General features: G+C 65.5%; 21 protein-coding genes and 1 tRNA gene. 6 read left to right on the top strand and 16 right to left on the bottom strand.

The window, feature by feature from the left end:
• Positions 1-30 precede the first annotated feature (30 nt).
• The 8 genes from H8M03_RS05840 to H8M03_RS05805 form a co-directional block, all read right to left on the bottom strand.
• Positions 31-537 carry a hemerythrin domain-containing protein gene (locus H8M03_RS05840; protein WP_187480794.1) on the bottom strand — a complete coding sequence of 169 codons (507 nt, stop codon included), beginning with the start codon at positions 535-537 and terminating at the stop codon, positions 31-33.
• Between the two features lie 63 nt (positions 538-600).
• Positions 601-1,995 (bottom strand): peptide MFS transporter, encoded by a 1,395-nt coding sequence (locus H8M03_RS05835; protein ID WP_187480793.1) that lies wholly within the window; start codon positions 1,993-1,995, stop codon positions 601-603.
• Positions 1,996-2,023: 28 nt separating this feature from the next.
• Complete coding sequence (locus H8M03_RS05830) at positions 2,024-3,268, bottom strand: putative DNA modification/repair radical SAM protein (RefSeq protein ID WP_187480792.1); 1,245 nt, start codon at positions 3,266-3,268, stop codon at positions 2,024-2,026.
• A gap of 67 nt (positions 3,269-3,335) precedes the next feature.
• Positions 3,336-4,151, bottom strand: a complete 816-nt coding sequence (locus tag H8M03_RS05825) for a DUF1206 domain-containing protein (RefSeq protein WP_187480791.1) — start codon at positions 4,149-4,151, stop codon at positions 3,336-3,338.
• Positions 4,151-5,554 carry a peptide MFS transporter gene (locus H8M03_RS05820; protein ID WP_187480790.1) on the bottom strand — a complete coding sequence of 468 codons (1,404 nt, stop codon included), beginning with the start codon at positions 5,552-5,554 and terminating at the stop codon, positions 4,151-4,153. Before H8M03_RS05820 ends, H8M03_RS05825 begins: the two co-directional genes overlap by 1 nt.
• A gap of 62 nt (positions 5,555-5,616) precedes the next feature.
• Positions 5,617-6,288: a glutathione S-transferase family protein gene (locus H8M03_RS05815; protein WP_187480789.1), complete on the bottom strand. Its 672-nt coding sequence runs from the start codon at positions 6,286-6,288 to the stop codon at positions 5,617-5,619.
• A gap of 38 nt (positions 6,289-6,326) precedes the next feature.
• The gene (locus H8M03_RS05810) at positions 6,327-6,848 is read right to left on the bottom strand and encodes a gamma carbonic anhydrase family protein (protein WP_187480788.1); all 522 of its coding nucleotides are present in this window, start codon (positions 6,846-6,848) and stop codon (positions 6,327-6,329) included.
• On the bottom strand, positions 6,848-7,627 hold the full coding sequence (locus H8M03_RS05805; protein WP_187480787.1) for a hypothetical protein: 780 nt from the start codon (positions 7,625-7,627) through the stop codon (positions 6,848-6,850). Before H8M03_RS05805 ends, H8M03_RS05810 begins: the two co-directional genes overlap by 1 nt.
• 227 nt (positions 7,628-7,854) lie before the next feature.
• Between H8M03_RS05805 and H8M03_RS05800 the strand changes: the two genes are divergently transcribed.
• Positions 7,855-9,180 (top strand): SLC13 family permease, encoded by a 1,326-nt coding sequence (locus H8M03_RS05800; RefSeq protein ID WP_187480786.1) that lies wholly within the window; start codon positions 7,855-7,857, stop codon positions 9,178-9,180.
• 34 nt (positions 9,181-9,214) lie between these two features.
• Here the strand turns inward: H8M03_RS05800 and H8M03_RS05795 are convergent.
• A tRNA-Leu gene (locus H8M03_RS05795) sits at positions 9,215-9,301 on the bottom strand.
• Positions 9,302-9,434: 133 nt separating this feature from the next.
• On the opposite strand from H8M03_RS05795, the gene H8M03_RS05790 reads away from it, so the two are divergent.
• Genes H8M03_RS05790 through H8M03_RS05780 form a run of 3 tightly spaced genes read left to right on the top strand, consistent with a single transcriptional unit; the run spans position 9,435 to position 11,693 of the window.
• Positions 9,435-10,385 carry a complex I NDUFA9 subunit family protein gene (locus H8M03_RS05790; RefSeq protein ID WP_187480785.1) on the top strand — a complete coding sequence of 317 codons (951 nt, stop codon included), beginning with the start codon at positions 9,435-9,437 and terminating at the stop codon, positions 10,383-10,385.
• A 14-nt stretch (positions 10,386-10,399) separates the two neighbouring features.
• Entirely contained in the window at positions 10,400-11,200 is an 801-nt protein-coding gene (locus tag H8M03_RS05785) for an undecaprenyl-diphosphate phosphatase (protein ID WP_187480784.1), read from the top strand.
• 52 nt (positions 11,201-11,252) lie between these two features.
• Complete coding sequence (locus tag H8M03_RS05780; protein WP_187480783.1) at positions 11,253-11,693, top strand: hypothetical protein; 441 nt, start codon at positions 11,253-11,255, stop codon at positions 11,691-11,693.
• Here the strand turns inward: H8M03_RS05780 and prsR are convergent.
• Positions 11,690-13,054 (bottom strand): PEP-CTERM-box response regulator transcription factor, encoded by a 1,365-nt coding sequence (gene prsR, locus H8M03_RS05775; protein ID WP_187480782.1) that lies wholly within the window; start codon positions 13,052-13,054, stop codon positions 11,690-11,692. The two genes, H8M03_RS05780 and prsR, sit on opposite strands and share 4 nt — an antisense overlap.
• Complete coding sequence (prsK, locus tag H8M03_RS05770; protein ID WP_187480781.1) at positions 13,051-15,081, bottom strand: XrtA/PEP-CTERM system histidine kinase PrsK; 2,031 nt, start codon at positions 15,079-15,081, stop codon at positions 13,051-13,053. Before prsK ends, prsR begins: the two co-directional genes overlap by 4 nt.
• Positions 15,082-15,268: 187 nt before the next feature.
• Between prsK and H8M03_RS05765 the strand changes: the two genes are divergently transcribed.
• A complete protein-coding gene (locus H8M03_RS05765) occupies positions 15,269-15,535 on the top strand; it encodes a hypothetical protein (protein WP_187480780.1) in 267 nt (88 codons plus the stop codon).
• Here H8M03_RS05765 and H8M03_RS05760 read toward each other — a convergent pair whose 3' ends face one another.
• The 3 genes from H8M03_RS05760 to H8M03_RS05750 are packed head-to-tail and all read right to left on the bottom strand — an operon-like array spanning position 15,536 to position 18,265.
• Positions 15,536-16,849, bottom strand: coding sequence for an amidohydrolase (locus tag H8M03_RS05760; protein ID WP_187480779.1), 1,314 nt, complete (start codon positions 16,847-16,849; stop codon positions 15,536-15,538).
• Between the two features lie 17 nt (positions 16,850-16,866).
• Entirely contained in the window at positions 16,867-17,487 is a 621-nt protein-coding gene (locus H8M03_RS05755) for a DUF4893 domain-containing protein (protein ID WP_187480778.1), read from the bottom strand.
• Between the two features lie 10 nt (positions 17,488-17,497).
• Positions 17,498-18,265, bottom strand: coding sequence for a 3-hydroxybutyrate dehydrogenase (locus H8M03_RS05750; RefSeq protein WP_187480777.1), 768 nt, complete (start codon positions 18,263-18,265; stop codon positions 17,498-17,500).
• 96 nt (positions 18,266-18,361) lie between these two features.
• Here H8M03_RS05750 and ypfJ point away from each other — a divergent pair, with 96 nt between their 5' ends.
• Positions 18,362-19,264 carry a KPN_02809 family neutral zinc metallopeptidase gene (gene ypfJ, locus H8M03_RS05745; protein ID WP_187480776.1) on the top strand — a complete coding sequence of 301 codons (903 nt, stop codon included), beginning with the start codon at positions 18,362-18,364 and terminating at the stop codon, positions 19,262-19,264.
• Here ypfJ and H8M03_RS05740 read toward each other — a convergent pair.
• Together H8M03_RS05740 and H8M03_RS05735 are read right to left on the bottom strand one after the other, a co-directional pair.
• Entirely contained in the window at positions 19,261-20,208 is a 948-nt protein-coding gene (locus H8M03_RS05740) for an NADP-dependent oxidoreductase (RefSeq protein WP_246449127.1), read from the bottom strand. The two genes, ypfJ and H8M03_RS05740, sit on opposite strands and share 4 nt — an antisense overlap.
• 153 nt (positions 20,209-20,361) lie before the next feature.
• Complete coding sequence (locus H8M03_RS05735; protein ID WP_187480775.1) at positions 20,362-21,273, bottom strand: DUF2171 domain-containing protein; 912 nt, start codon at positions 21,271-21,273, stop codon at positions 20,362-20,364.
• Between the last annotated feature and the right edge of the window lie 124 nt (positions 21,274-21,397).

The raw sequence follows: 21,397 nt of genomic DNA, 5'->3' as shown, positions 1-21,397 counted from the left end.
AGAGGCGCCGGGACGTCGGACCATAGGCGATCAGGCGCCTTCCTCTTCCTCGATCGCCTTCTTGATTTCCGGCACGTCGGCCTTGTCCTTGACGCGCTGGATCTCCTCCGGCTTGCGCTGCTCGAACTCGGCCGTCAGCGCGACCGCCTTGTCCTCGCCCAGCTCTTCGCGGGCCTTGGGGAATTTCTCTTCCTCTTCCTCGTCGATGTGGTGGGTGTATTCCTCGGCAAGCTTGTTGAACTTGTTGAGCCAGGCCGACGAGCCCATGTCCATTTCATCGATCTCGACGAAAAGCATGCCGAGTTCCGCATGCTCCTTGACGCTATGCTGCGCGTCCTGGCGGATCTCGGTGTCCGCCATCATCGCCACGTAGAGGGTCTCTTCCTCCGCCGCGGCGTGGGCCATCGCGTCGGTCTTGAACTGGGTGAACAGCGATTTGCGGTCGTCGCTGTCGCCGCTGGTCTGCTTGATCGCGTCGATCAGTTCGCGATGCTTGTCATGGTCCTGCTTGAGCCGTTCGAAAATGTCCTGCGCCATCTGAATTCTCCTTCGCCCTGCAAACTCCTCAGGCGGCAAAGAGTTCTTCGAGGCGTCGAACCTTCATTGCCCAAGCAAGTGGCGGCGCATGAAACCCATCAGCGGAAAGAGGATGATCGCCCCGGCAAAGCCGATTGCGGCGTTGAGCCCGAAGAAGGCGGCGGGGGTCATCAATTCGTAGAAGCTGCCGACCCAGCCGACCAGCAGATTGCCGGCGAACAAAGCCAGGAAGACGGCGCCCATCAGCCGCGAACGCAGGGCTTCGGGCGAGCGCGCGGCGACGATCTCGAGCGTCAGCGGCCAATAATACATGAAGGCGATACCGGTCACGATCCAGTAGAGCATTGGCCAGATGGCCGAAACCTTTTGGCCCTCGCCGGCCATCAGGATCGCGGCCACCAGGATCAGCGGTGCCGCAGCGTTGATCAGCGCGCCCTGCATGACCTTGGCCAAACTGTCGGGCTCGCCGCCTCGGCGTGACTGCATTGCCCACAGCGCAAGAAGCGGCGCGGCGACGACGATGCTGGCAAAGCTGTCGAGCGAGTTGAACCACGTCGCCGGCACGGCGCCCAGCGGCGTATCCAGCGTCGCCCAGCGGTCGAGCCACACCAGCCCGACATTGGTTATCTGATAATAGGAAGCGGCTATCGGCACGTTGACGAGAATCAGCAGCAGGATCGCCACGAGGCGCAGGCGATCCCCATGGCCAAGCTTCCGTTGGTCCGCTTCGTTCGGGTGCGGCTGCACGTCGTGTTTGCCGCGAAGATGCTTCTGGCCCCCAAGGTATGTGAATAAAGCCACCGCCATGAGGAGCGCGGCGCAGGCGAAGCCGACGTGCCAGCCATAGGCTTGCGCAAGGGCACCGGTGACGAGCGGCCCGGCAACTGCGCCGATATTGATCCCGGTCGAAAAGATGGTGAAGCCCCGGGCGCGGCGCGATTCGTCGCCAACCGGATACAGCGGCGCAACCTGGGCGGAGATATTGCCCTTGAGACAGCCCGACCCGCAGATCAGCAGCAGCAAGGCGATGAGGAACGTCTGGTCGAACGACATGGCGAGGTGGCCGCCAGCCATCAGCAGCGCGCCGAGTGTGACGGTGCGCCGCGCGCCGAGCCAGCGGTCGGCAATCCACCCGCCGACCAGCGGCGTGAAGTAGACGAGGCCGGCATACCAGCCGTAGATCAGCGAAGCGAAAGCCTGGTTGGACAAGGGCTCGCGCCATTCGAACAAACGGCGCAGCTCGGCCAGGCCGAGAACGTGCTCGGCGTGCCCCGGCAACAGCAGCTGCTTGGTCATGTACAGAACAAGCAGCCCGACCATCCCGTAATAGGAAAAGCGTTCGGCCAGTTCCGTTGCCGACAACACCAGCAAGCCACGCGGATGACTGCGCAGGCCAGTCGGCATCGCGTCGGGCGGCGGAGTATGCGGCAGTTCGGCGATCTCGGCTTCGCGTGACATCAACCCCCCAGTCCGCCCCGGTGGGACGCTACGCGGTCGCGAACAGCTCGAGCTGCGACGCGGTGGGCTTTATTAGTGACCGCAGGTCTTGGCGATCCGTAAGTAATGTCGGCCGCCAGTCGACGGTGACGATGAATGGGCGGACCTTGGCGACCGAGACGGTCAGCCGTGCGACATCGTCGAGCCGCAGCTTGCGCCAGCGACGGGAGGACAGGATGCGCTTGACCGCCTTCGTCCCCAGGCCCGGCACACGCAGCAGCTGTTCTCGCGGGGCGCGATTAATGTCGACCGGAAAACTTTCGCGGAATTTCAGCGCCCAGGCGAGCTTGGGATCGATGTCGAGCGGCAGCATGCCGTCGTCGGTCGCGGATACGACCTCCGTAGGCGTGAAGCCGTAAAAGCGCATCAGCCAGTCAGATTGATAAAGCCGATGCTCGCGCATCAGCGGCGGTCGGTTGAGCGGCAGGACCGCGCTGGCGTCGGGGATAGGGGAAAAGGCGCTGTAGTAGACGCGCCGCAGGCGGAAGCGGCCGTAAAGCTGGCTTGCACGCGTGACGATGTCGCCGTCTTTGGCGGCATCGGCGCCGACGATCATCTGCGTCGACTGGCCAGCTGGTGCGAATTTGGGCGCGCTGCGATATTTGCGCCGCGCATCGACGCCGTCCTCGATCGACGACTTCATCCCCGCCATCGCCCCCTCGATGCGGTCGCCATCCTTTTCCGGTGCAAGGCGGGTCAGGCCCTCGCGGGTCGGCAGTTCGACGTTGATGGAAATGCGGTCGGCATAAAGACCGGCCAAATGGACCAGCTCGGGATCGGCATCGGGGATGGTCTTGAGGTGGATGTATCCGCGGAAGTCGTGGTCCTCGCGCAGAGACCGGGCGACCTCGACCAATTGCTCCATCGTGTAATTTGACGACTTGATGATGCCCGAGGAGAGAAACAGTCCCTCGATATAATTGCGCTTGTAGAAATTGAGCGTGAGCTGGACCACCTCTTGTGCCGTGAAGCGCGCGCGGCGGACGTTCGAACTCTTGCGGTTGATGCAGAAATGGCAGTCGAAAATACAGCTGTTGGTCAGCAATATCTTGAGCAGTGATATGCAGCGGCCGTCGGGGGCATAGGCGTGGCAGATGCCCATGCCTTCGGTCGATCCCACGCCCTTGCCGCCTTTGCTGGTGCGCTTTGACGTGCCCGACGACGCGCACGAGGCGTCGTATTTCGCCGCATCAGCGAGAATCGCGAGCTTTGCCTGAAGGTCGAGCTGGGCCACGCGTTCTATTTATGTTCTGAAAAATCCCGTGTCGAGTCAGACTTTTGACTGTAGCGGATGGAATGGCTCAATCGGGCAACGCCTGGTCGATTTTGCGCTTGATGTCCGCCTTGTCGGGCGCGTGGAGGCGGCGGAAGAGGCCTTCGATGACGCTGAACAGCCCGAACAGCATCAGCCCTGCCGCGACGGCATACAGGACCGGCCCGGACAGCATGTCGAGAGCCTGCTCCATGCCGCCCGCCTCCGACGACTGGCTTTCGATCGCGGCGCGCCCGATGAGGACGCCGACGAGGATCATGATCGTTCCGCGGGCCGCATAGCCGATCCGGCCAAGCCACTTTACCGCGTCGCCCGTGGCACGCCCGTCGAGGTTCTGCAGGAACGAGCATTTCATCGCCTTGTTGAGCTGCGACGCGCCGCCGATGGCGAGGCCGATGGCGATCGCCGCGAGGACGATGTTGCCGCCCGGGAGGTCGAGCACGGTGCCGGCGTTCTGCTGCGTCTGGTCCTCGCCGCCGCGCTCCGTCAGCAGGATGCGCACGGCCTTGTAGGCCATCAGAATGTAGATTGTCCCGATGCCCGCGGCGATGGCCCGCTTGCGGTAATTCTTGTTGTCCTTGATCGGATGTTCGATGCCAAAGGCAGCATCAGCCAGCCGCCACAGCCCGTAGGCGGCAAGGCCCACGGTGATACCCATCAGCAGGAAGCGTCCCCAGCCTTCGCCGATATATTCAAGGGCCCCGGTCAGATCTTCCGTGCGGCCGGTGCCCAGCACCAGCAGGCCGATCAGGAGATACAGGATGCCGCGGCCAAGGAAGCCGACACGGCACAGCTGGATGAAGCTGCTCTCGTGTGCGATTTCGCCGGCGCGAGTCTCGGCCATCAGCTGAGCACCCGGGCCTGGTCTTGGACGGTATCGGTCATGCGCTTGCCCAGCACCAGCTTGAAGACGATGAATGCGACCAGCCCGAACGCCGCGCTGGCGACATGGATTAGCCAAAAGGTCGTCGTCGGCAGCGAGGAATAGAGCCCGCCGATATAGCCGACGAGCGCATTGGCGCCGAAGAAGCCGAAGTAATACAGCCCGATCACGGTCGCGGTGATCTGCTTCGGCGCGATCTTGGAGAACAGCGCGAGGCTGATCGGCAGGATGTGGGCGAAGCCGATACTGTTGAGCAGATGGAACATGACCGGCCAGAACAGCCCGATCTTGGCGTCGTCCGGCGTGGTCGCAGCGGCGGTGAACAGGCACAGGCCGCCGGCCACGGTAAAGACGCTGCCGATGATCATCTTGCTGATCTCATCGGGCTCGCGCCGGGTTCGGCCCCACCATTTCCAGAATGCGGCGACCGCCACCAGCATCGCGAAGCTGACGCCCGCATCGAGCGTGATCAGCCAGCTGGTCGGCAATGTCGTGCCCATGAACTGGAGGTTGAACCGCTGGTCGCCCCAGACGAGGTAGGCGTTGAAGATTTCCTGATTGGTCAGCAGCGAGATCGCCAGCACCGGAATGAGCAGGAGCAGGGCCGCCAGGCGCGTCCAGTCATCCCGGGTCATCGGCTCGCGCGTCGCCTTGGCATCGGTCCGGCTCGCCTTGCTTTCGTTCGGCAGGTGCTTCTGGCCCATCAGGTAGATGACCAGCCCGATGATCATGACGATGCCGGCGCAGCCGAAGCCGTAATGCCAGCCGACGCGCTCCCCAAGGGTTCCGGAGATCAGCGGCGCGACGATGACGCTGGCGTTGATGAAGATGTAGAAAATCTGGAAAGCCATCGCCCGGCGGAGGTCGTTTGGCCCGTAGAGCGCGCCGACCTGGGTCGCGATATTGCCCTTGAACGCGCCGACGCCGAGCAGCAGCGCAAGCAGGGCGAACAGGAATGCGGATTCAATGGCCATCAGGAAATGGCCGATCGCCATCAACACGCCGCCGATGATCAGGGTGGTGTTCCGCCCCAACCACCGGTCGGCGATGATCCCGCCCAGGATCGGGGTCGCGTAGACCAGCGCGGTGTAGGTTCCGAAGATGGCCGACGCCAGCGGCTGACCCTGCAACCCGTCGTAGACGTGGGTGCGCAGCCATTCGAGCCCGAGGACGTCTTCCATCCGCCCGGGCACGAGCAGGTAATTGACCATGTAGAGCACCAGCAGCGTCTGCATGGAATAATAGGAGAAGCGTTCGCAGGCCTCGGTGAAGCCCAGGTAGCCGAGACCCTTTGGATGGCCGAGAAAGGCGCGGTCGTCGCGGTCGCCGACTTCATAATCGGGCGTGGCATCAGCAACCGTCATTCCCGCATCTCCTCCCTCAAGGCCATGCAGGCGTAGCAGACCCGCCGCCGCGGGCAATGCCTCTAGAAGTCCACCTTATCGTAATGCTGCGGCGGCACGATGACTTCCATTCGTTCGCCCAGCAGGGGACGGAAGCAGGGCCGCGATTTCATCACCGCATACCAGTCCTTGGTCTGCTGATGTCCGCGCCAGTCGAGCGCACCGAGATAGTCGATCACGCTCAAATGCGCGGCTGCCGTGAAATCCGCCAAACTCAGGCCCGGCCCGGCCAGCCAGCGGCGGTGATCGAGCAGGTAATCCATGTAGTCGAGGTGCCCGTTGGCGATGCGCATCGAATCGCGAAGGATGCGCGTGTCCGGGCTTTCGCGGCTTACAATGCGCTTGCGCATCCGCTCGTTCATCAGCGGCTCGACCGCCTCGCGGTACAATTTCTCGTCGAACCATTCGACCAGGCGGCGGATTTCCGCGCGCAGCACGGCATTGCCGTGGATCATCGGCATCTTCTCCACCGTCTCGTCGAGATATTCGACGATCGGCTGGCTGCCGATCAGGACCGCGCCGGTTTCGGTGTCGACCATGACCGGCGTTTCGCCGGCGGGATTGAGGTCGATGAACTCGTCGCGCCGCTCCCACGGGTTTTCGCGCACCAGCTCATGGCCAATGCCTTTTTCCGCCAGGACCAGCCGGACCTTGCGCGAAAACGGACAGAGCGGAAATTGATAGAGTTGCCACATGGGTGTGGGGGTTGCTTTAGCGCCGCCTGCCCGCGCGTCTAGACGGGCTGGAGCTCATCGCGGTAGCGCGCCGCTTTTTCCGCATAATGCGCAGCGGAAATCCGCAGCATCGCCTTTTCCTGGTCGGTCAGCGGGCGAACGACGCGGCCGGGCACCCCGACGATCAGGCTGCCGCCGTCGAATGATTTGCCTTCGGGGATGAGCGCGCCCGCGCCGACCAGGCATTCCGGACCGATTTTTGCGCCATTGAGGATACGGGCGCCCATGCCGATCAGGCAATCATCGCCGACGGTGCAGCCGTGGACGATGGCCAAGTGGCCGATGGTCACCCGACGGCCGATAGTGAGCGGCGCGCCGGGGTCGCTGTGGCCGACCGCGCCGTCCTGCACGTTGCTGTCCGCACCGATGTGGATCGGCGTATTGTCGGCCCGGATGACGGCACCGAACCAGACCGAGGCGCGCTCGGCCAGGTGCACGTCGCCGATCAGGTCGGCGGAAGGTGCGGCCCAGGCGCTGTCGGCGAGGGCCGGGGATCTATCCCCCAGCCGGTAAAGCGGCATCAGCCGCCGCCCCACTCGGCAATGACCTCCTGCGTTTGCGGCTGTTCGATCCACACCCGCAGGAATTCGACCGACACCAGGCATTCGGGCGGCGTGTCGGCGCCCTTGGCCTGGCAGGCGATGGCGCTTCGCCCGGGCAAGGCCCGGAGCCGCCCGGACAGGACGAGGTTGAAGCCTTGCGACGGCAGCGGCGTACCTTCGGGAACGGTCTTCACCGCTGAATAGGGCCGGGTGCCCCGGCGATGGGTGCGGGCGTCGTCACTGGTAAAGAATTGCGCGACGCCGATGCGCGGTGCGGTCGGCTCCGGCTCGCCCTTAGACTCGATCGCCGGCAGCGGAGCTTCTTCTGGCGCTCCGGTGGCTGGCGGCTTCGCCTCGCTCGCTTCGTCTTCCGCGGGCGCGCCAACCTTTTTGGGGGACAGAGCGATAGTGGCGGGGCAGGTCGACTGCAGCAGCCACGGACGCGGGATCCAGAAGCCTTCCACGCCTTCGAAACCGTCGCCCGCGATCTGTCCGACCAGCGGCTCCTCGATCGAAACGGTCGGTCGGGCCTGCACGCGCAAGGTGCGGTTTTGGGCATCGAACGACCAGCCAAGCCAAGTGGCATCGAGCGCCTTGGCCGGTCCGCGGCAGCCGAAGCGGATGCGCATCTCGAACTGGCGGCCGTCGAGCGCGCGGACGTCTTCCGGCGTTTCCCCACCCGCAGCGGACGCGCTCGCGGCCTGCACCACGGCGGCCAGGAGGCCGGCACGATCGAGCGGTGCATCGGTCGCAGGCATGGCCGGGAGATTGGTTGTGGTAGCCTGCGCGTCGTTGGCTGGCGGGGCGTCACTCTCGCTCGAACAGCCGGCCAATGTTGCGCTCGCAAGGAGCAGGGCGGCGGGTGCGAAAAAGCGGGTCAATCGGTTCAAAGGTGGCATTGCGTGCATCCATAGCACAAAAGGCCCGTTAAGCGACGGCAGGCCACGCGGGCGCCGACAGCATTGAAAGGAGCAGGGTCGAGAGAATGACCTTCGACCAGATACTGACCCTCCTCGTGCTCGCCGCGGTGGTTGCCGCACTAATTTGGGACAAGCTGCGATCGGATGTCGTTGCCTTGGCCGGGGCAGCGTTCCTGCTGATGACCGGCGTTGTCCGCCCGGTCGAGGTGCAGGCCGCCTTCGCCAGCCCGGCAATCGTCGCGCTCGCGTCGCTATTCGTCATTGCTTACGCGATGGAATTGTCGGGCCTGCTCGACACCGCGATCGCCAAGGTCGTCGCCCTTTGCAAACGCATTGGAGCGGCCGGGCTATGGGTCCTGATCGGATTGTCCGGCATCTTATCCGCCTTTCTCAACAATACGCCGATCGTCGTGCTGGCCGCCCCGGTGGTTCGCGACGTCGCCAAGTCGCTCAACCGATCGCCCAAGCGGTATCTGATACCCTTGTCTTACGCGGCGGTGCTTGGCGGCTGCTGCACGCTGATCGGCACGTCGACCAACCTGCTTGTCGCGGACATGGCGATGGCCGCGGGCCAGCCGCGCTTCGGCATATTCGAGATTACCCCGGTCGGCCTGTGGGTGGCACTGATCGGCGGCATCTACCTGATGCTGATCGGCAGCAGGCTGATCAAGGCGGATGACGGCGCGGAGGAAATGGCCACTGCGGAAGCTGCCGAAAAGTCGGAGGATTTTCGCGCGCCAGGTCTGCAGGGCGGGATCATCGGCCACGTCCAACCCTTCACCGAACATGTCGACCTGCAACCGTGGAAGGCGATCACGTCGTCGGCGATATTCGTCGGCGTCGTCGCTGCCGCGGCGCTGAACATCGCGCCTATCGCCGCCTGCGCGTTTGCCGGGGCCGTGCTCCTGATCTTGCTGAAGGTCGTGACCGCGGACGAGGCCTATGCCGGCTTGCGGCCGGAAGTGCTGATGCTCATCGCCGGCATGATCGTGCTCGGCATCGCCCTCGACGAAACCGGTCTTGCCGGATCGGCAACCACTCTACTGCTCGGGTCGATGGAGGACATGAGCCCCTTGCTCGCGCTGATCATCCTCTACGGCGCCACCTTGTTCGCGACCGAGATCCTGTCCAACGCAACCGTTGCCGTGCTGTTCACGCCGGTCGCCGTGACGATGGCCGAAGCCTTCTCCGTCAGCCCCCGCCCGTTCCTGACCGCAATCATGATCGCCGGCAGCGCGGCCTTCGCCACGCCGTTCGGCTACCAGACGAACGTCATCGTCTACCAGATGGGCGGGTACAACTACATGGATTTCATGAAGGTCGGCCTGCCGCTCAACCTTATCACCTGGGTCGTCGGGGTAATCGCGATCCAGTATTATTTTCCGTTCTGAGGAGCGGCTGCAAGCGCTCGCTGTCCGGTAAAAATGGTGCCCAGGAGAGGACTCGAACCTCCACGCCCTTGCGAGCGCCAGCACCTGAAGCTGGTGCGTCTACCAATTCCGCCACCTGGGCACACTGTCAGGTCTGTGTGGTAGGGCGCGCCATGTGGCGGGCGGCGCTGGGCTTGTCAACCGAGCGCCGGGACCGGCCGCGCGGTCGCTCCGGCGCTTGCCAATCCGTACACGCCCGCTAGTGCTTCGGGCCCATGATAAACCCTGAGAATCGGATCGTGACCGTGTTCGGCGGCGGCGGCTTCATCGGCCGCTACGTCTGCGAGGAACTGTTCGGCAAGGATGTCCGGGTACGGATCGCGTGCCGCCAGCCGCGGGTCGCGCATTTCCTTCAGCCGCTGGCCGCGCTGGGCCAGCTGGGCACGGTCAGGGCCGACCTGCTGAACGCGGATTCGGTCCGCGCCGCGGTGCGCGGCGCATCGGCGGTGATCAACCTGGTCGGGATCTTCAAGGGGCCGCTGCAGGGCGTCCATGTCGACGGCGCGAGAACCGTCGCGGAGGCCGCGCGCGAAGCCAGCGCGACGGCGCTCATCCACATTTCAGCGATCGGCGCAGACGTCGATTCCGAAGCGACCTACGGCCGCACCAAGGGCGAGGGCGAGGAAGCGGTGCGCAAGGCGTTCCCCGGCGCCACCATCTTCCGCCCGTCGATCGTCTTCGGCGCCGAAGACGGGCTGACCAACCGGCTCGCGGCGTTGTCACGGCTCCCCGTCCTGCCGGTCATCGCGGCGGAGCGGCGGTTCCAGCCGGTCTACGTCAAGGACCTGGCACAGGCAGTCGCGATGGCGGCGCTCGACCCCGGGCGCTTCGGCGGCAAGACGTTCGACATCGGCGGGCCGCAGGTGATGACGATGGAGGACATTTACGCCCTGTCGGCTCGCGCGGCGGGACGAGAGCCGGAGCTGCTCGAACTGCCCAACTTCGCGTCGAATATCCTGTCATGGTTCGGCTTCCTGCCGGGCGCGCCGCTGACCCGCGACCAATGGAAGATGCTGCAAAGCGACAACCTGCCGGCGAAGAAGTCGAAGGGACTGGAAGCTTTCGGTATCGCGCCGACCGCGCTCGGTTCGGTCGCGCCGCTGTGGCTCGAACGCTATCGCCCGGGCGGCCGTTTCATGTCCGGTTCGCCCCGGCAAGCCGCCTGAAGCCGATCGTCTAGATGCCCATCCTATTGCTCGTCATCATCCTCGGCATCGTCGAGGGCGTCACCGAATTCCTGCCGGTTTCGTCGACCGGTCACCTGATCCTCGCGACAGAGCTGCTCGGCTTCAACGCGGAAGAATGGGCGGTCTTCAACATCGCCATCCAGCCCGGCGCGATCCTGGCTATCGTGGTGCTGTACTGGCGCACCTTTCGCGACGTCCTGATCGGCATGTTCAAGGCCAGCCCGGACGCCTGGCGCTTCATCCGCAATATCGGCGTGGCCTTCGTGCCCGCGGTCGTGCTCGGCGTGGCGCTGGGCGATCGCATCGACCTGCTGCTCGGCAATGCCGTCGTCGTCGCCTGGGCGCTGATCCTGGGCGGTGTCGCGATTCTCGCCATCGAACGGTTCGCCACCACGACCGACCGCGGCGGGGTCGCCAATGTCACGTTCCTCCATTCGGTCGGCATCGGGCTGGTCCAGTGCCTGGCGATGATCCCGGGCGTCAGCCGGTCGGGCGCGACCATCCTCGGCGCGATGGGCATGGGCGTCGACCGCAAGACCGCGGCGGAGTTCAGCTTCTTCCTCGCCGTGCCGACGCTCAGCGGCGCGACGGTCTATCAGCTGTTCAAGCATTGGGACGCGATTCCCGAAGGGCAGCTCGGTTGGATCGGGCTGGGCAGCATCGTCTCGTTCGTCGTCGCTTACGTGGTCGTGAAGGCCTTCATGGCGATCGTTACTCGCTACGGCTTCGGCCCGTTTGCCTGGTATCGCATCGCCGCCGGCGCGGCCGCTCTGGTCTGGTTGTCAATGCGCTGATTTGATTAGCCTTTGTCCCGTGATACACGGGCTTCGGACAAAGGAGTCGTCGATGCGTATTTTCCTCCTCGGCAGTGTATTGCTGATGGCCGCGGCACCGGTCGCCGCGCAGCCCGTTCCGCCGCCCGAAGCGATGCGGATCCCGCCGGAGCTGACCGATCCGGCGATGGCCGAGAAACTCGGCGACATGATGGGCGCGCTTGGCGATGCCTTTCTCGACATGCCGATCGGCGGGATCAAGGCCGCTGCGGAAGGGCGGACGGCGAGCCCACAGGAAAAGGCGATGACCGTGCGCGACATGGGCCGTCGCGACGATCCCAATTTCGACGCCAATTACCGCCGCCAGATCGCGCAGGCCAAGCCGATGATCGCCAACAGCATGCGGGCGATGTCGGAAGCCCTGCCGGCGATGATCTCGACCATGACTCAGGCGGCGGCGCAGATGGAGCGGGTGATGCAGAACATGCCGCGCCCGGATTATCCCCGCCGCTAGGCACCCAACTGATATTGCTTGAGCAGATCGTACAGCGTCGGGCGGCTGATCCCCAGCAGCTTGGCCGCGCCCGAGATATTGTTCTCGGTGTGGCTCAGGGCCCAGCGGATCGCCTTGCGGTCGGCCAGCTCGCGCGCCGCGCGCAGGTTGATCGTCGGCTGATCGTGGGTTGAGCTCCCCGGCAGGTCGAGGTCGGCCGCGCCGACCAGCTTTCCGTCGGCCATGATCACCGCGCGTTTGATGCGATTTTCCAGCTCGCGGACATTGCCCGGCCAGGGATGGGCGGAGACCGCCGCTACCGCGTCGGGCGACAACCCCTGCACGCGCGGGTTCATGTCCCGCGCGAAGCGGTTGGCGAAATGGCGGGCGAGCAGGACGGCATCGCCCGGCCGTTCGGCCAGCGAGGGGATTTTCACCACGATCTCGGCCAGCCGGTAGTACAGGTCTTCGCGGAAGCGGCCGTCGGCGGTCATCGCGTCCAGATCCTGGTGGGTGGCGCAGACGATGCGCGTGTCGACCGCGATCGGCTGGCGTCCGCCGATTCGCTCGATCACTCGCTCCTGCAGGAAGCGCAGCAGCTTGACCTGCAGAGGCAGCGGGATGTCGCCGACCTCGTCGAGGAACAGCGTGCCGCCCTGCGCCATCTCCACCTTGCCGACGGTCGATTTCACGGCGCCGGTAAAAGCGCCGCGCTCGTAACCGAAAAGCTCGGCCTCCAGCAGGTTCTCCGGAATCGCCGCGCAGTTGATGGCGACGAAGGGGCCGGTCTTGCGCCCGCTCTGCTCGTGGACCGCCCGGGCGAGCAATTCCTTGCCGGTGCCACTGGCGCCCAACAGCATGACCGACACATTGGCGGTCGCGACGCGCTCGATGGTGCGGGCGACCTTGAGCATTTCCGGCGCCGCGGTGATGATCTCGCCCAGGACGGTCGACCCGCTCGACTGGTCCAGCGCCCGGTTCTCGGACTCGATGGCGTGAAGGTGGAAGGCGCGGGCGACGATCAGCCCGAGTTCGTCAATGTCGATCGGCTTGCGATAGAAATCATACGCGCCAAGCGCGACGGCCTTCAGCGCGCTTTCGCGGGCGCCGTGGCCGGACGCGACGATGACCTTGGTGTCGGGCTTGAGTGCCAGGATCTCGCTCAGGGTGGCAAAGCCTTCCTCCGTGCCGTCGGGATCGGGCGGCAGGCCAAGGTCTAACGTCACCACCGCGGGTTCGTGCGCGCGCAGCGCCTCGAGCGCCTGCGGCCGGTCGTGGGCGGCGACCACGGTGTAGCCGTCATAGGCCCATTTCAGCTGACGCTGCAGGCCCTCGTCATCCTCGACGACAAGCAGGACGGGAAGGTCGGATTGACTGCTCATGCGACATCTCGCTGGTCGGCGGAGGGCGCTTGTGCCGCCCGCAGGTGAAGAGTGAAGGTGGTGCCCGCGCCCGGGCGGCTGTCGACGGCGATGCGTCCGCCCATCGCCTCGATCACGCCCTTGGCCTCGAACGCTCCGATGCCGAAGCCGGTGTCCTTGGTCGATGCGAACGGCTGGAACAGGCGGTTGCGAACAAATTCCGCGTCCATGCCCGACCCGGTGTCGGCGATGGCGATGGCGACGCCCCCACCGGACCGGGACACGCGGACGGTGACACCCGACGGCCCGCCGGTGGCTTCGACCGCATTCTGGACCAGGTGGCCGACCGCCTGCTCCAGCCCCGCGGCGTCGACCACCGCCCATTCGCTGCAATCGCCGAGCAAGCGCACGTCATGCGCGCCGCGCCGGTTGGCGATCGCCGAAGCAAGGATGTCGCGCAGTGGCTGCGGCTGGATACGCTGCCCACGTCCCGACGCCTGCGGCGACAGTCGCGCGAGCAGCCCGTTCATCTTGCCGATCGACATTTTCAGCGTGGCGATCATGTCGGCGCGGAATTCGGCATTCTCCGCGTGGCGCTCGGCATTGCGGGCGAGCAGCGAGAGTTGGCTGGCGAGGTTCTTGATGTCGTGGAGGATGAAGGCGAAGCGCCGATTGAACTCCTCGAACCGCTGCGCGTCGGCCAGCGCGCGCTGGCCCTGGGCCTCGGAAAAGGCGCTCGCCGCCTGCCGGCCCGCGGTCTTGAGCAGGTCGTAATCTTCCCAGTCGAGCGCGCGGCGGTAATCGGGCGCGCCGATCACCACCAGTCCGACCGCCGCGCCCTGGTGGATCAGCGGAATACCGACCCACGCCTGGTCGAGCGTCACCAGCCAGTTCGGCACCAGGCCGCTGCCGGACGCGGTCAGTTCGATTATGCCCTCGCCGCCAAGCGATGCCCAGAAAGCCTCGTCAGCGGCCATGTCCGTTTCGTCGGGACTGCGGCCGGACCAGTTCCACAGCGCGCACACGGCCGTCCGCCCCGAAACGTCGCGCTCGATCAGCAGGCCGCCGGGACTTTCGAGAATGTCGGCGAACGCCTTGACCACCCGTTCGCCAAGCGGCCGGGCATCCTGTCCGGCATCGCCCAGCGTTTCCGTGAAGCGCAGCCATTCGAGGCGGTAATCGTAGCGATGTTCGAAGAAATGCTTGGCGATCTTGACCTTGGCCCAGCCCCGCGCGCGCTGGCTCGGGACAAGCACCATCGCGGCAACGACCATCGCGGCCAGCAGCGCCGCGGACAGCGATTGCAGCCATGCCCCGCCCGCGCCCTTGAGCACGGTCGCAAGCACCGCCATCACCGCGAAATAGGCGCAGATCGACAGCAAGGAGAGCGACTGGAAGGTCGCCGCGCGCGACAGCTTGATTCGCCAATCGTCCTCGCGCTGGGCGCCGAGCGCGAATAGCGGGCCCGCCAGCAGCACCGCTAGTCCGCGCCAATCGGCCAGCCCGTCGGCGGTCGACGGCGCCAGGTAGGCGACTGTGTAGAAATTGAGGTCGTAGGCCCAGATGGAGGCCAGCGCGAGCATGGCGAAGCGGATGTTCGACCGGCTCGATGGAGAAGCCTGCCCGTACAGATTGTGGACCAGCACCAGCGCGCCGGCGGCGGCAGTGATGCGCAGGATGACCGCGGTCTGCGCAACGGCCGCACTGGGCACCAGGAGCAGCATGGTCGTCGCGACCAGTTGCATGCCGAGCACCGCGGACACCGCGCCATAGACCAACCGCACGCCGTGCTGGCGTCCGTCGCCGCGCACCGACAGGCTGTAAAGCAGCGACACCCACACGAGGTTGCGCGCGGTCTCGGCATAACGGGCCATGATCGAGCCCTGCGACAGCGCTTCGAGCCACGCCCAGCAGGCCGTGAGCGCAAAGGCGGCGAGCAGCAGCCGATGCCCGGGATGCCGAACGCCGGCCGTTGCCCGCCACAGCAGCAGCGTGGCGAACATCGTCGCCGCCAGCGCATGGCTCCAGAAGGCGACCGTCAGCGGCAAGGTGGCAAATCCAGCGACATGGCCCGGGTGTCGCCAAACTTTACAAATATCTGGTGAACGCAGGCCCCAGGGCGTGGAAACCGCCGCGCCGTAACCGCCATAAACGCCAAAGCGCGCCGGGCGCGCGGCGGCCCGAACTTCCTTGGCGAGCGGGGCACGATAGTGTGCCGGACAAGGAGACGGTGCGATGGGTTGGATGATTGGTCGGGCGGCAGTGATGTCCGATCCCGAAAAGGCGCGTCGCAAGGCGCTCGAAAAGCTTCAGGGACTAGTTCAGCTGGACGATCCGGAAGGGCTGGTCGTGCCGATCCTGATCGACGCGATCCTGATGGTCGAAGCCTATCGCGGCGCGCGCCATCAGATCACGGAGTTGCCGGAACTGACCGGCAGCGTCGATGCGCTGCTGCGCGAACTCGAAATCGTCGAAAAGGCCGCTGCCTGGGCGGCCGAGTAATCAGGATTTCTTGAGCACGTCGAGCGCGGCCAGCGTCATCGCTTCGGTCGCGGTCGAAATCACCGCCTCGGCATTGGGCGCCCAGAACGGGCTGTGCAGCGAGGGCAGCTTTTGCGTATCGCCGCCGGCCGCCTGCCACTTGTCCTGCGGCGTCCCGCCGACCCAGAAGATCAGGCTTTCGATCGACTTGTCGGCCAGCCAGAAGCGACTGAAATCCTCACCGCCCATCACCGCGGGCGTCTTCCGCACGCGATCCGCGCCAAAGGCCGCCTTGAACAATTCCAGCGCGCGGTTCGACATCTTCTCGGTATTGAAGGTGGCCGGCGTGAATTCGCCTTCGCGAATGCCGACCTCGGGCATCTTGCTCTCCGGAATACCGGCGGCGATGGCCTCGCCGCGGGCGATGCGCTTGATCCCGTCCAGCAGCAGCCGGCGGGTTTCCGGTGTGTAGCTGCGCACCGTCAGCTGCAGCTTCGCCTGGTCGGAAATGATGTTGTGCTTCGACCCGGCGTGGAAGCTGCCGACGGTAACGACCGCAGGCTGTTGCGGGTCGTTTTCGCGGCTGACTAGGGTCTGCAGCGATTCTACGATCCGAGCGCCGAGCACGATCGGGTCCTTGGTGGTGTGCGGATAGGCGCCGTGGCCGCCAACCCCGTGGATGGTGATATCGACGCTGTCGACGTTGGCCAGCGCATAGCCGGGGGTGATGCCGATTACGCCGGCCGGCAACGTCGCCGCGTCGTGGAAGGCCAAAGCGTGGGTCGGCTTGGGAAAGCGGCTGTAAAGATTGTCCTTGAGCATCGCGTCCGCGCCGGCGCCGATCTCCTCGGCCGGCTGCAGGATCATGACCAGCGTGCCCGACCATTGGTCCTTCATCGCCACGAGCCGCCGAGCGGTGCCTAGCCAGGTTGTCATGTGCGTGTCGTGGCCGCAGGCGTGCATCACCGGCGAGGCGGTGCCGTCGGGCAGCTTGCCCATCGCGGCAGAGGCGAAGGGCAGGCCGGTCTGCTCCTTGACCGGCAGGCCGTCCATGTCGGCGCGCACCAGCAGCACCGGTCCGGGCCCGTTCTTCATCACCGCGACGACGCCGGTCCGGCCGACCTTTTCGGTCACTTCGAAGCCCAGCTTGCGCGCCTCGGCGGCAAGCTTGGCGGACGAGCGGACTTCCTGGAACGACAATTCCGGGTTGGCGTGGAGGTCGCGGTAGAGGGTCATCAGCTGCGGCATGTCGCCGGTAACGGCGTCGCGAACCGTGGCGGCCGGCGCGGCTGAGGCGAGCAGTGCGAACGCGGTGGCGGCAGGCATCAGTTTCATCGGCTTAACCCTTCGGCTCAGGACGCTGGAACCAGCTCCATCACGTCGACTTTGGATTCGAAATGCGGGGACGGCATGACCAGCCGCCAGCGATTGGGCCCGATGCGCTCGACAAAGCCGGCGACATCGCGTTCGCGGTCCAGGCCATATTGCATGGGCCGCGCTTCGTCGCCGAGCATCAGCGTGCCGAGGAACACCTGGCGCAACTGGTCGCCGGGGAAGATCAGGCCGACCTGCCGCTGCGATCCGGTGCGCTTGGCAAAGCCCTGCAGCTCCTCCTCCTGCTGCACCCGGCAAGCGAAATAGGGATAGGCGATATAGTTGAGCAGGCCTTCGCTCTTGGCGCCCAGCTTGGTCACGCGGCAGCGGTAGTCGCCGTTGGGAATGCCCGGCGGGCCAAGCGCCGCGTCCGGCTGCAGCAGCACGCCTTCCTTGTCGACCTCCGCCGCGTGGCCATCGGCGCGGGCCGCAGCGACGCCCGCGGCAAAGGCGGATCGCCAGTCGCGCAGGCGAGCACGGTCTTCCTGCGTGACTACGCGATGCCAGTCGCGCTGCGGCTGGATGATGACGCCGGGTTGCGGGCGGACGACGGAGCAGGCCGCCAGCGCTAGGGAAAGGGACAGGATGGCAATGCGCATCACGCCGAGCCTAAGCCGCCGTCCAGCCGCCGTCCATGCTGATGTTGGCGCCGGTAATCGACGCCGCTTCGTCGCGGCACAGGAACACGGCCAGCGCGGCAACCTGTTCGGGGGTGACGAACTGCTTGGTCGGCTGGGCCGCCAGCAGGACATCGTTCATCACCTGCTCCCGGGTCAGGCCGCGCGCCTGCATCGTGTCGGGAATCTGGTTCTCGACCAGCGGCGTCCAGACATAGCCGGGCGAGATGCAATTGACGGTGACGCCGTCGCGCGCAGTCTCCAGCGCGGCGGTCTTGGTGAAGCCGGCGACGCCATGCTTGGCGGCGACATAGGCCGACTTGTTGGGGCTCGCGACCAGGCTGTGCGCGCTGGCGGTGTTGATGACCCGGCCCCAGCCCTTCGCCTTCATCTCGGGCAGCGCATGGCGCGTGGTGTGGAACACCGCCGACAGGTTGATGGCGATGATCGCATCCCATTTTTCCGGCGGGAAGCTGTCGACGGGCGCGACGTGCTGGATCCCGGCATTGTTGACGAGAATGTCCGGCCCGCCGAGTTCGGCGGCGCAGCGGTCGAGCATTCGGCCGATCGCGTCCGGGTCCGACATGTCCGCTCCGTCGTGAATCGCGCCAAGGTCATCGGCGATGGCCGCGATTTCGTCCGCGTCGCCGAAGCCGTTGATCATCAGCCGGGCGCCTTTCGAAGCGAGCGCGCGGGCGATGGCGAGGCCGATGCCCGAGGTCGAACCGGTTACCAGCGCCACTTTGCCGTTGAGAATCATGCTGTCTCCTTTTGCTATGTGCTACTCGACTGCCAAACGCGCCATTGCAACTGCTGCGGCAGTTCGCGCATTTGGCGGTGAACAGGGAGGACATCGATGCGCCTTGGCGACGACGACAGCGGCAATTTCATCGACCGGACCGGCCAGGGCGGCGGGTTCAACATGGGCGGCGGCGGCGGCATGCTGGGCTGCCTCCTGCCATTGGTGATGAGCCGGTTCGGCATCATCGGCGTGCTTGTCCTGTTGCTTGGCTATTGCGCCTTGCAGAGCATTGGCGGCGGGTCGATCATTCCCGGCGGCGGCGGCGGCGGCGGCGGCAGCCCAAGCAGCGAACAAAGCTCAACCGATCAATCGACGCTGAGCCCGGAAAATCGGCGCGTCCTGTCCGGGGTTCTCGCCTCGACGGAACAGGTGTGGGGCCAGCTGTTCCAGAAGAGCGGATCGACCTACGCCGAGCCCAAGATGGTCGCTTACAGCAACTACGACCAGACCGGCTGCGGCATGGCGCAGTCGGCAGTGGGGCCATTCTACTGCCCGACCGACCAGCGCATCTATATCGACCCGAAATTCTTCGACGAGCTGAGCAGCCGGTTCGGCGCGCCGGGCGACTTCGCGCAAGGCTATGTCATCGCGCACGAAGTCGGCCACCACGTCCAGAATTTGACCGGCACGCTCGACAAGGCGGAGCGGGCGCAGGCCAGTTCTTCGCGGGTCGACGGCAACGCCATCCAGGTCGGGGTCGAACTGCAGGCCGATTGCTACGCCGGCGTGTGGGCCGCGAATGCGCGCACCGCCGACGGCCAGCCGATCCTGGAGCCGGGCGACATCGAGGAAGGCATGCGCGCCGCCGAGGCGATCGGCGACGACACACTCCAGCAGAATACGCAGGGCCGGGTGGTTCCGGAGAGCTTCACCCACGGGTCCTCTGCCCAGCGCATGGCGGCGCTGCGCAAGGGGCTGGAGACGGGCGACCCGGCGGCCTGCGACTTCAACCGCTAGACGCGGACGAGCATCTTTCCGCTGTTGGCGCCGCTGAACAGGCCAAGGAAGGCGTCGGGGGTCGTTTCCAGGCCCTCGAACACCGTTTCCTGCGCCGTGACCTTTCCGGCGGCGACCAGCTGGCCCATCTCGCGGTAGAATTCGTCGAGCCGCGAGACGTAATCGCCGTAAAGGAAGCCGCGCATCGTGATGCGTGAAGCGATCATGCGGATGATATATTTGAATTGGGCCGGCTCGCGACTGTTGTAGCCGGCGATCATCCCGCACAGCGCGAAGCGCGCCCATTGCCGGGAGCAGGCGAAGGCAGCGTCGAGATGGTCGCTGCCGACATTGTCGAAATAGACGTCGATGCCCTTGGGCGCGGCCTGCTTGAGCCCGCCGAGGATCGACCCCGCCTTGTAATCCACGGCTTCGTCCGCGCCGAGCGAGCGGATCAGGTCGCATTTCTCCGCGCCGCCGGCGGACCCGATGACAGTCATGCCGCGCGCCTTGGCCAGCTGCACCACCGCGGAACCGACCGCGCCCGCGGCGGCGGAAACGAAAACGATGTCGTCATCCTTGGCCGCAGCGACGTCGAACAGGCCGAAATATGCGGTCGCGCCGGGCATTCCGAGGATGCTGAGGAAGGACTGCGGCGTAGCGCCGATGTCGGGCAGCTTGTGGACGCCCTTCGTGCTGATGACCGCCTCGTCGCGCCAGCCGGCGAAGTGGCTGACGAGATCGCCCTTGGCGAAGCCGTCGGCCTTTGACTCAAGAACCTCGCCGATGGCGCCGCCCTCCATCGCCCCGTCGATCGGAAAGGGGGCGATGTAGGATTTGGACTCGTTCATCCGCCCGCGCATGTAGGGATCGACCGAAAGCCACAGGTTGCGGACGCGGATTTCGCCGTCCCGGACATCGGGCAGGTCGACTTCGCGAAGCGCGAAGGTTTCGGCGGTCGGCATTCCGTCAGGCCGGCTAGTCAATTGCCATTGGCGGGCCATCGTCATTGTCTCCTGAAATTGTCCGTCGGCGATAGAATGCATCACGGACAAGCGAAAGGCCCGGCAGCTTGCGCCACCGGGCCTTCCTTGCCCTCGCTTCAAGCGAGCGAACGCCTAGCTTTCGTAGGTACCCGAGAAGCTGCGGTTCAGGTTGAACTCGTGATCTTCATGCCGATCGTCGTCACGGCCGAAGAAACCACGGTCATCGCCCTTGTTCCAGCGGCTCTTCACGTCCTCGGCGGAACGGTCGAGCTTGATCTGGTCACCGTCGATGGTGTCGATCATCGAGCAGTCGATCGAATGATGGCGATGATCAGTCGCATCCGACTTGGTCAGGATGATCCGGTCGCCGCGGACCTTGTCGACCTTGCCGAGGGGCTCGCCGTCGTTGCCGACGACGTCCATATGCTCACGGATGCCGGTCAGATGCTGGCGCTTGCCCATGCGCTCCTTGCGCCAGGTGCCGAAATCGCTTTCGAACCGCTCCTGCCGTTCGCGGCAATATTGGTCGTAGTCGCGGTCAAGCTCGTCGAGCTGGCGCTGCTTCCAGCTATGGTAATGGCGGTCGCTGTCGCGCGGCGAGCCGGTCCGTCCGGTCGAGCGGAATTCGCCGCGGTCCCAGTCGTTACTGCCACCGCCGAAGCCGGCACTGCTGCGGGCGAAATCTCGCGACGAGATCGGCGCGGACGAACGATAGTCGCGGTCGCCCGAGTTCCAGCCGCTCGCTTGCGGGGCACGGTGTTCGTCACGGCTGCGGCCGTACGAAGCCTCGCGACCGAAATCGCGGTCGCGGTCGCGCATCGAGCTGCGCTGGTCGCCCCAGCCGCCGTAATTGTAGCGGTCGCGGCTGGGCTCGCGATCGAAGTCGCGGCCGTGCATGCGCTCGTCGCGATTGCGGCGGCGCTCGGCGTCGTCATCGCCGAACCAGGACGCGATTTCGTCACCCGCGCGTTCAAAAAAGCCGCGATCCTCGTCGTCGCGTCGCTGGCTTCGCTCCCGTCCGTTGTCGTAGCGGTCGTAGGCCATGGATATATCTCCCTTTTTCAAATTTGGCCGCTCCGGACGGAAAGTCCGGGCGTGTCGGTGAAAAAACGAATGGCGGGAGAGGCCCGTTCCGGTTTTCGCCGGTAATAAACGGCTGTTTTCGGCG

Source organism: Sphingomonas sabuli (genome assembly GCF_014352855.1).
GTDB classification, from domain to species: domain Bacteria; phylum Pseudomonadota; class Alphaproteobacteria; order Sphingomonadales; family Sphingomonadaceae; genus Sphingomicrobium; species Sphingomicrobium sabuli.
The sequence above is the reverse complement of the archived record's forward strand: the minus strand, read 5'-3'. Positions and strand labels throughout refer to the sequence as shown.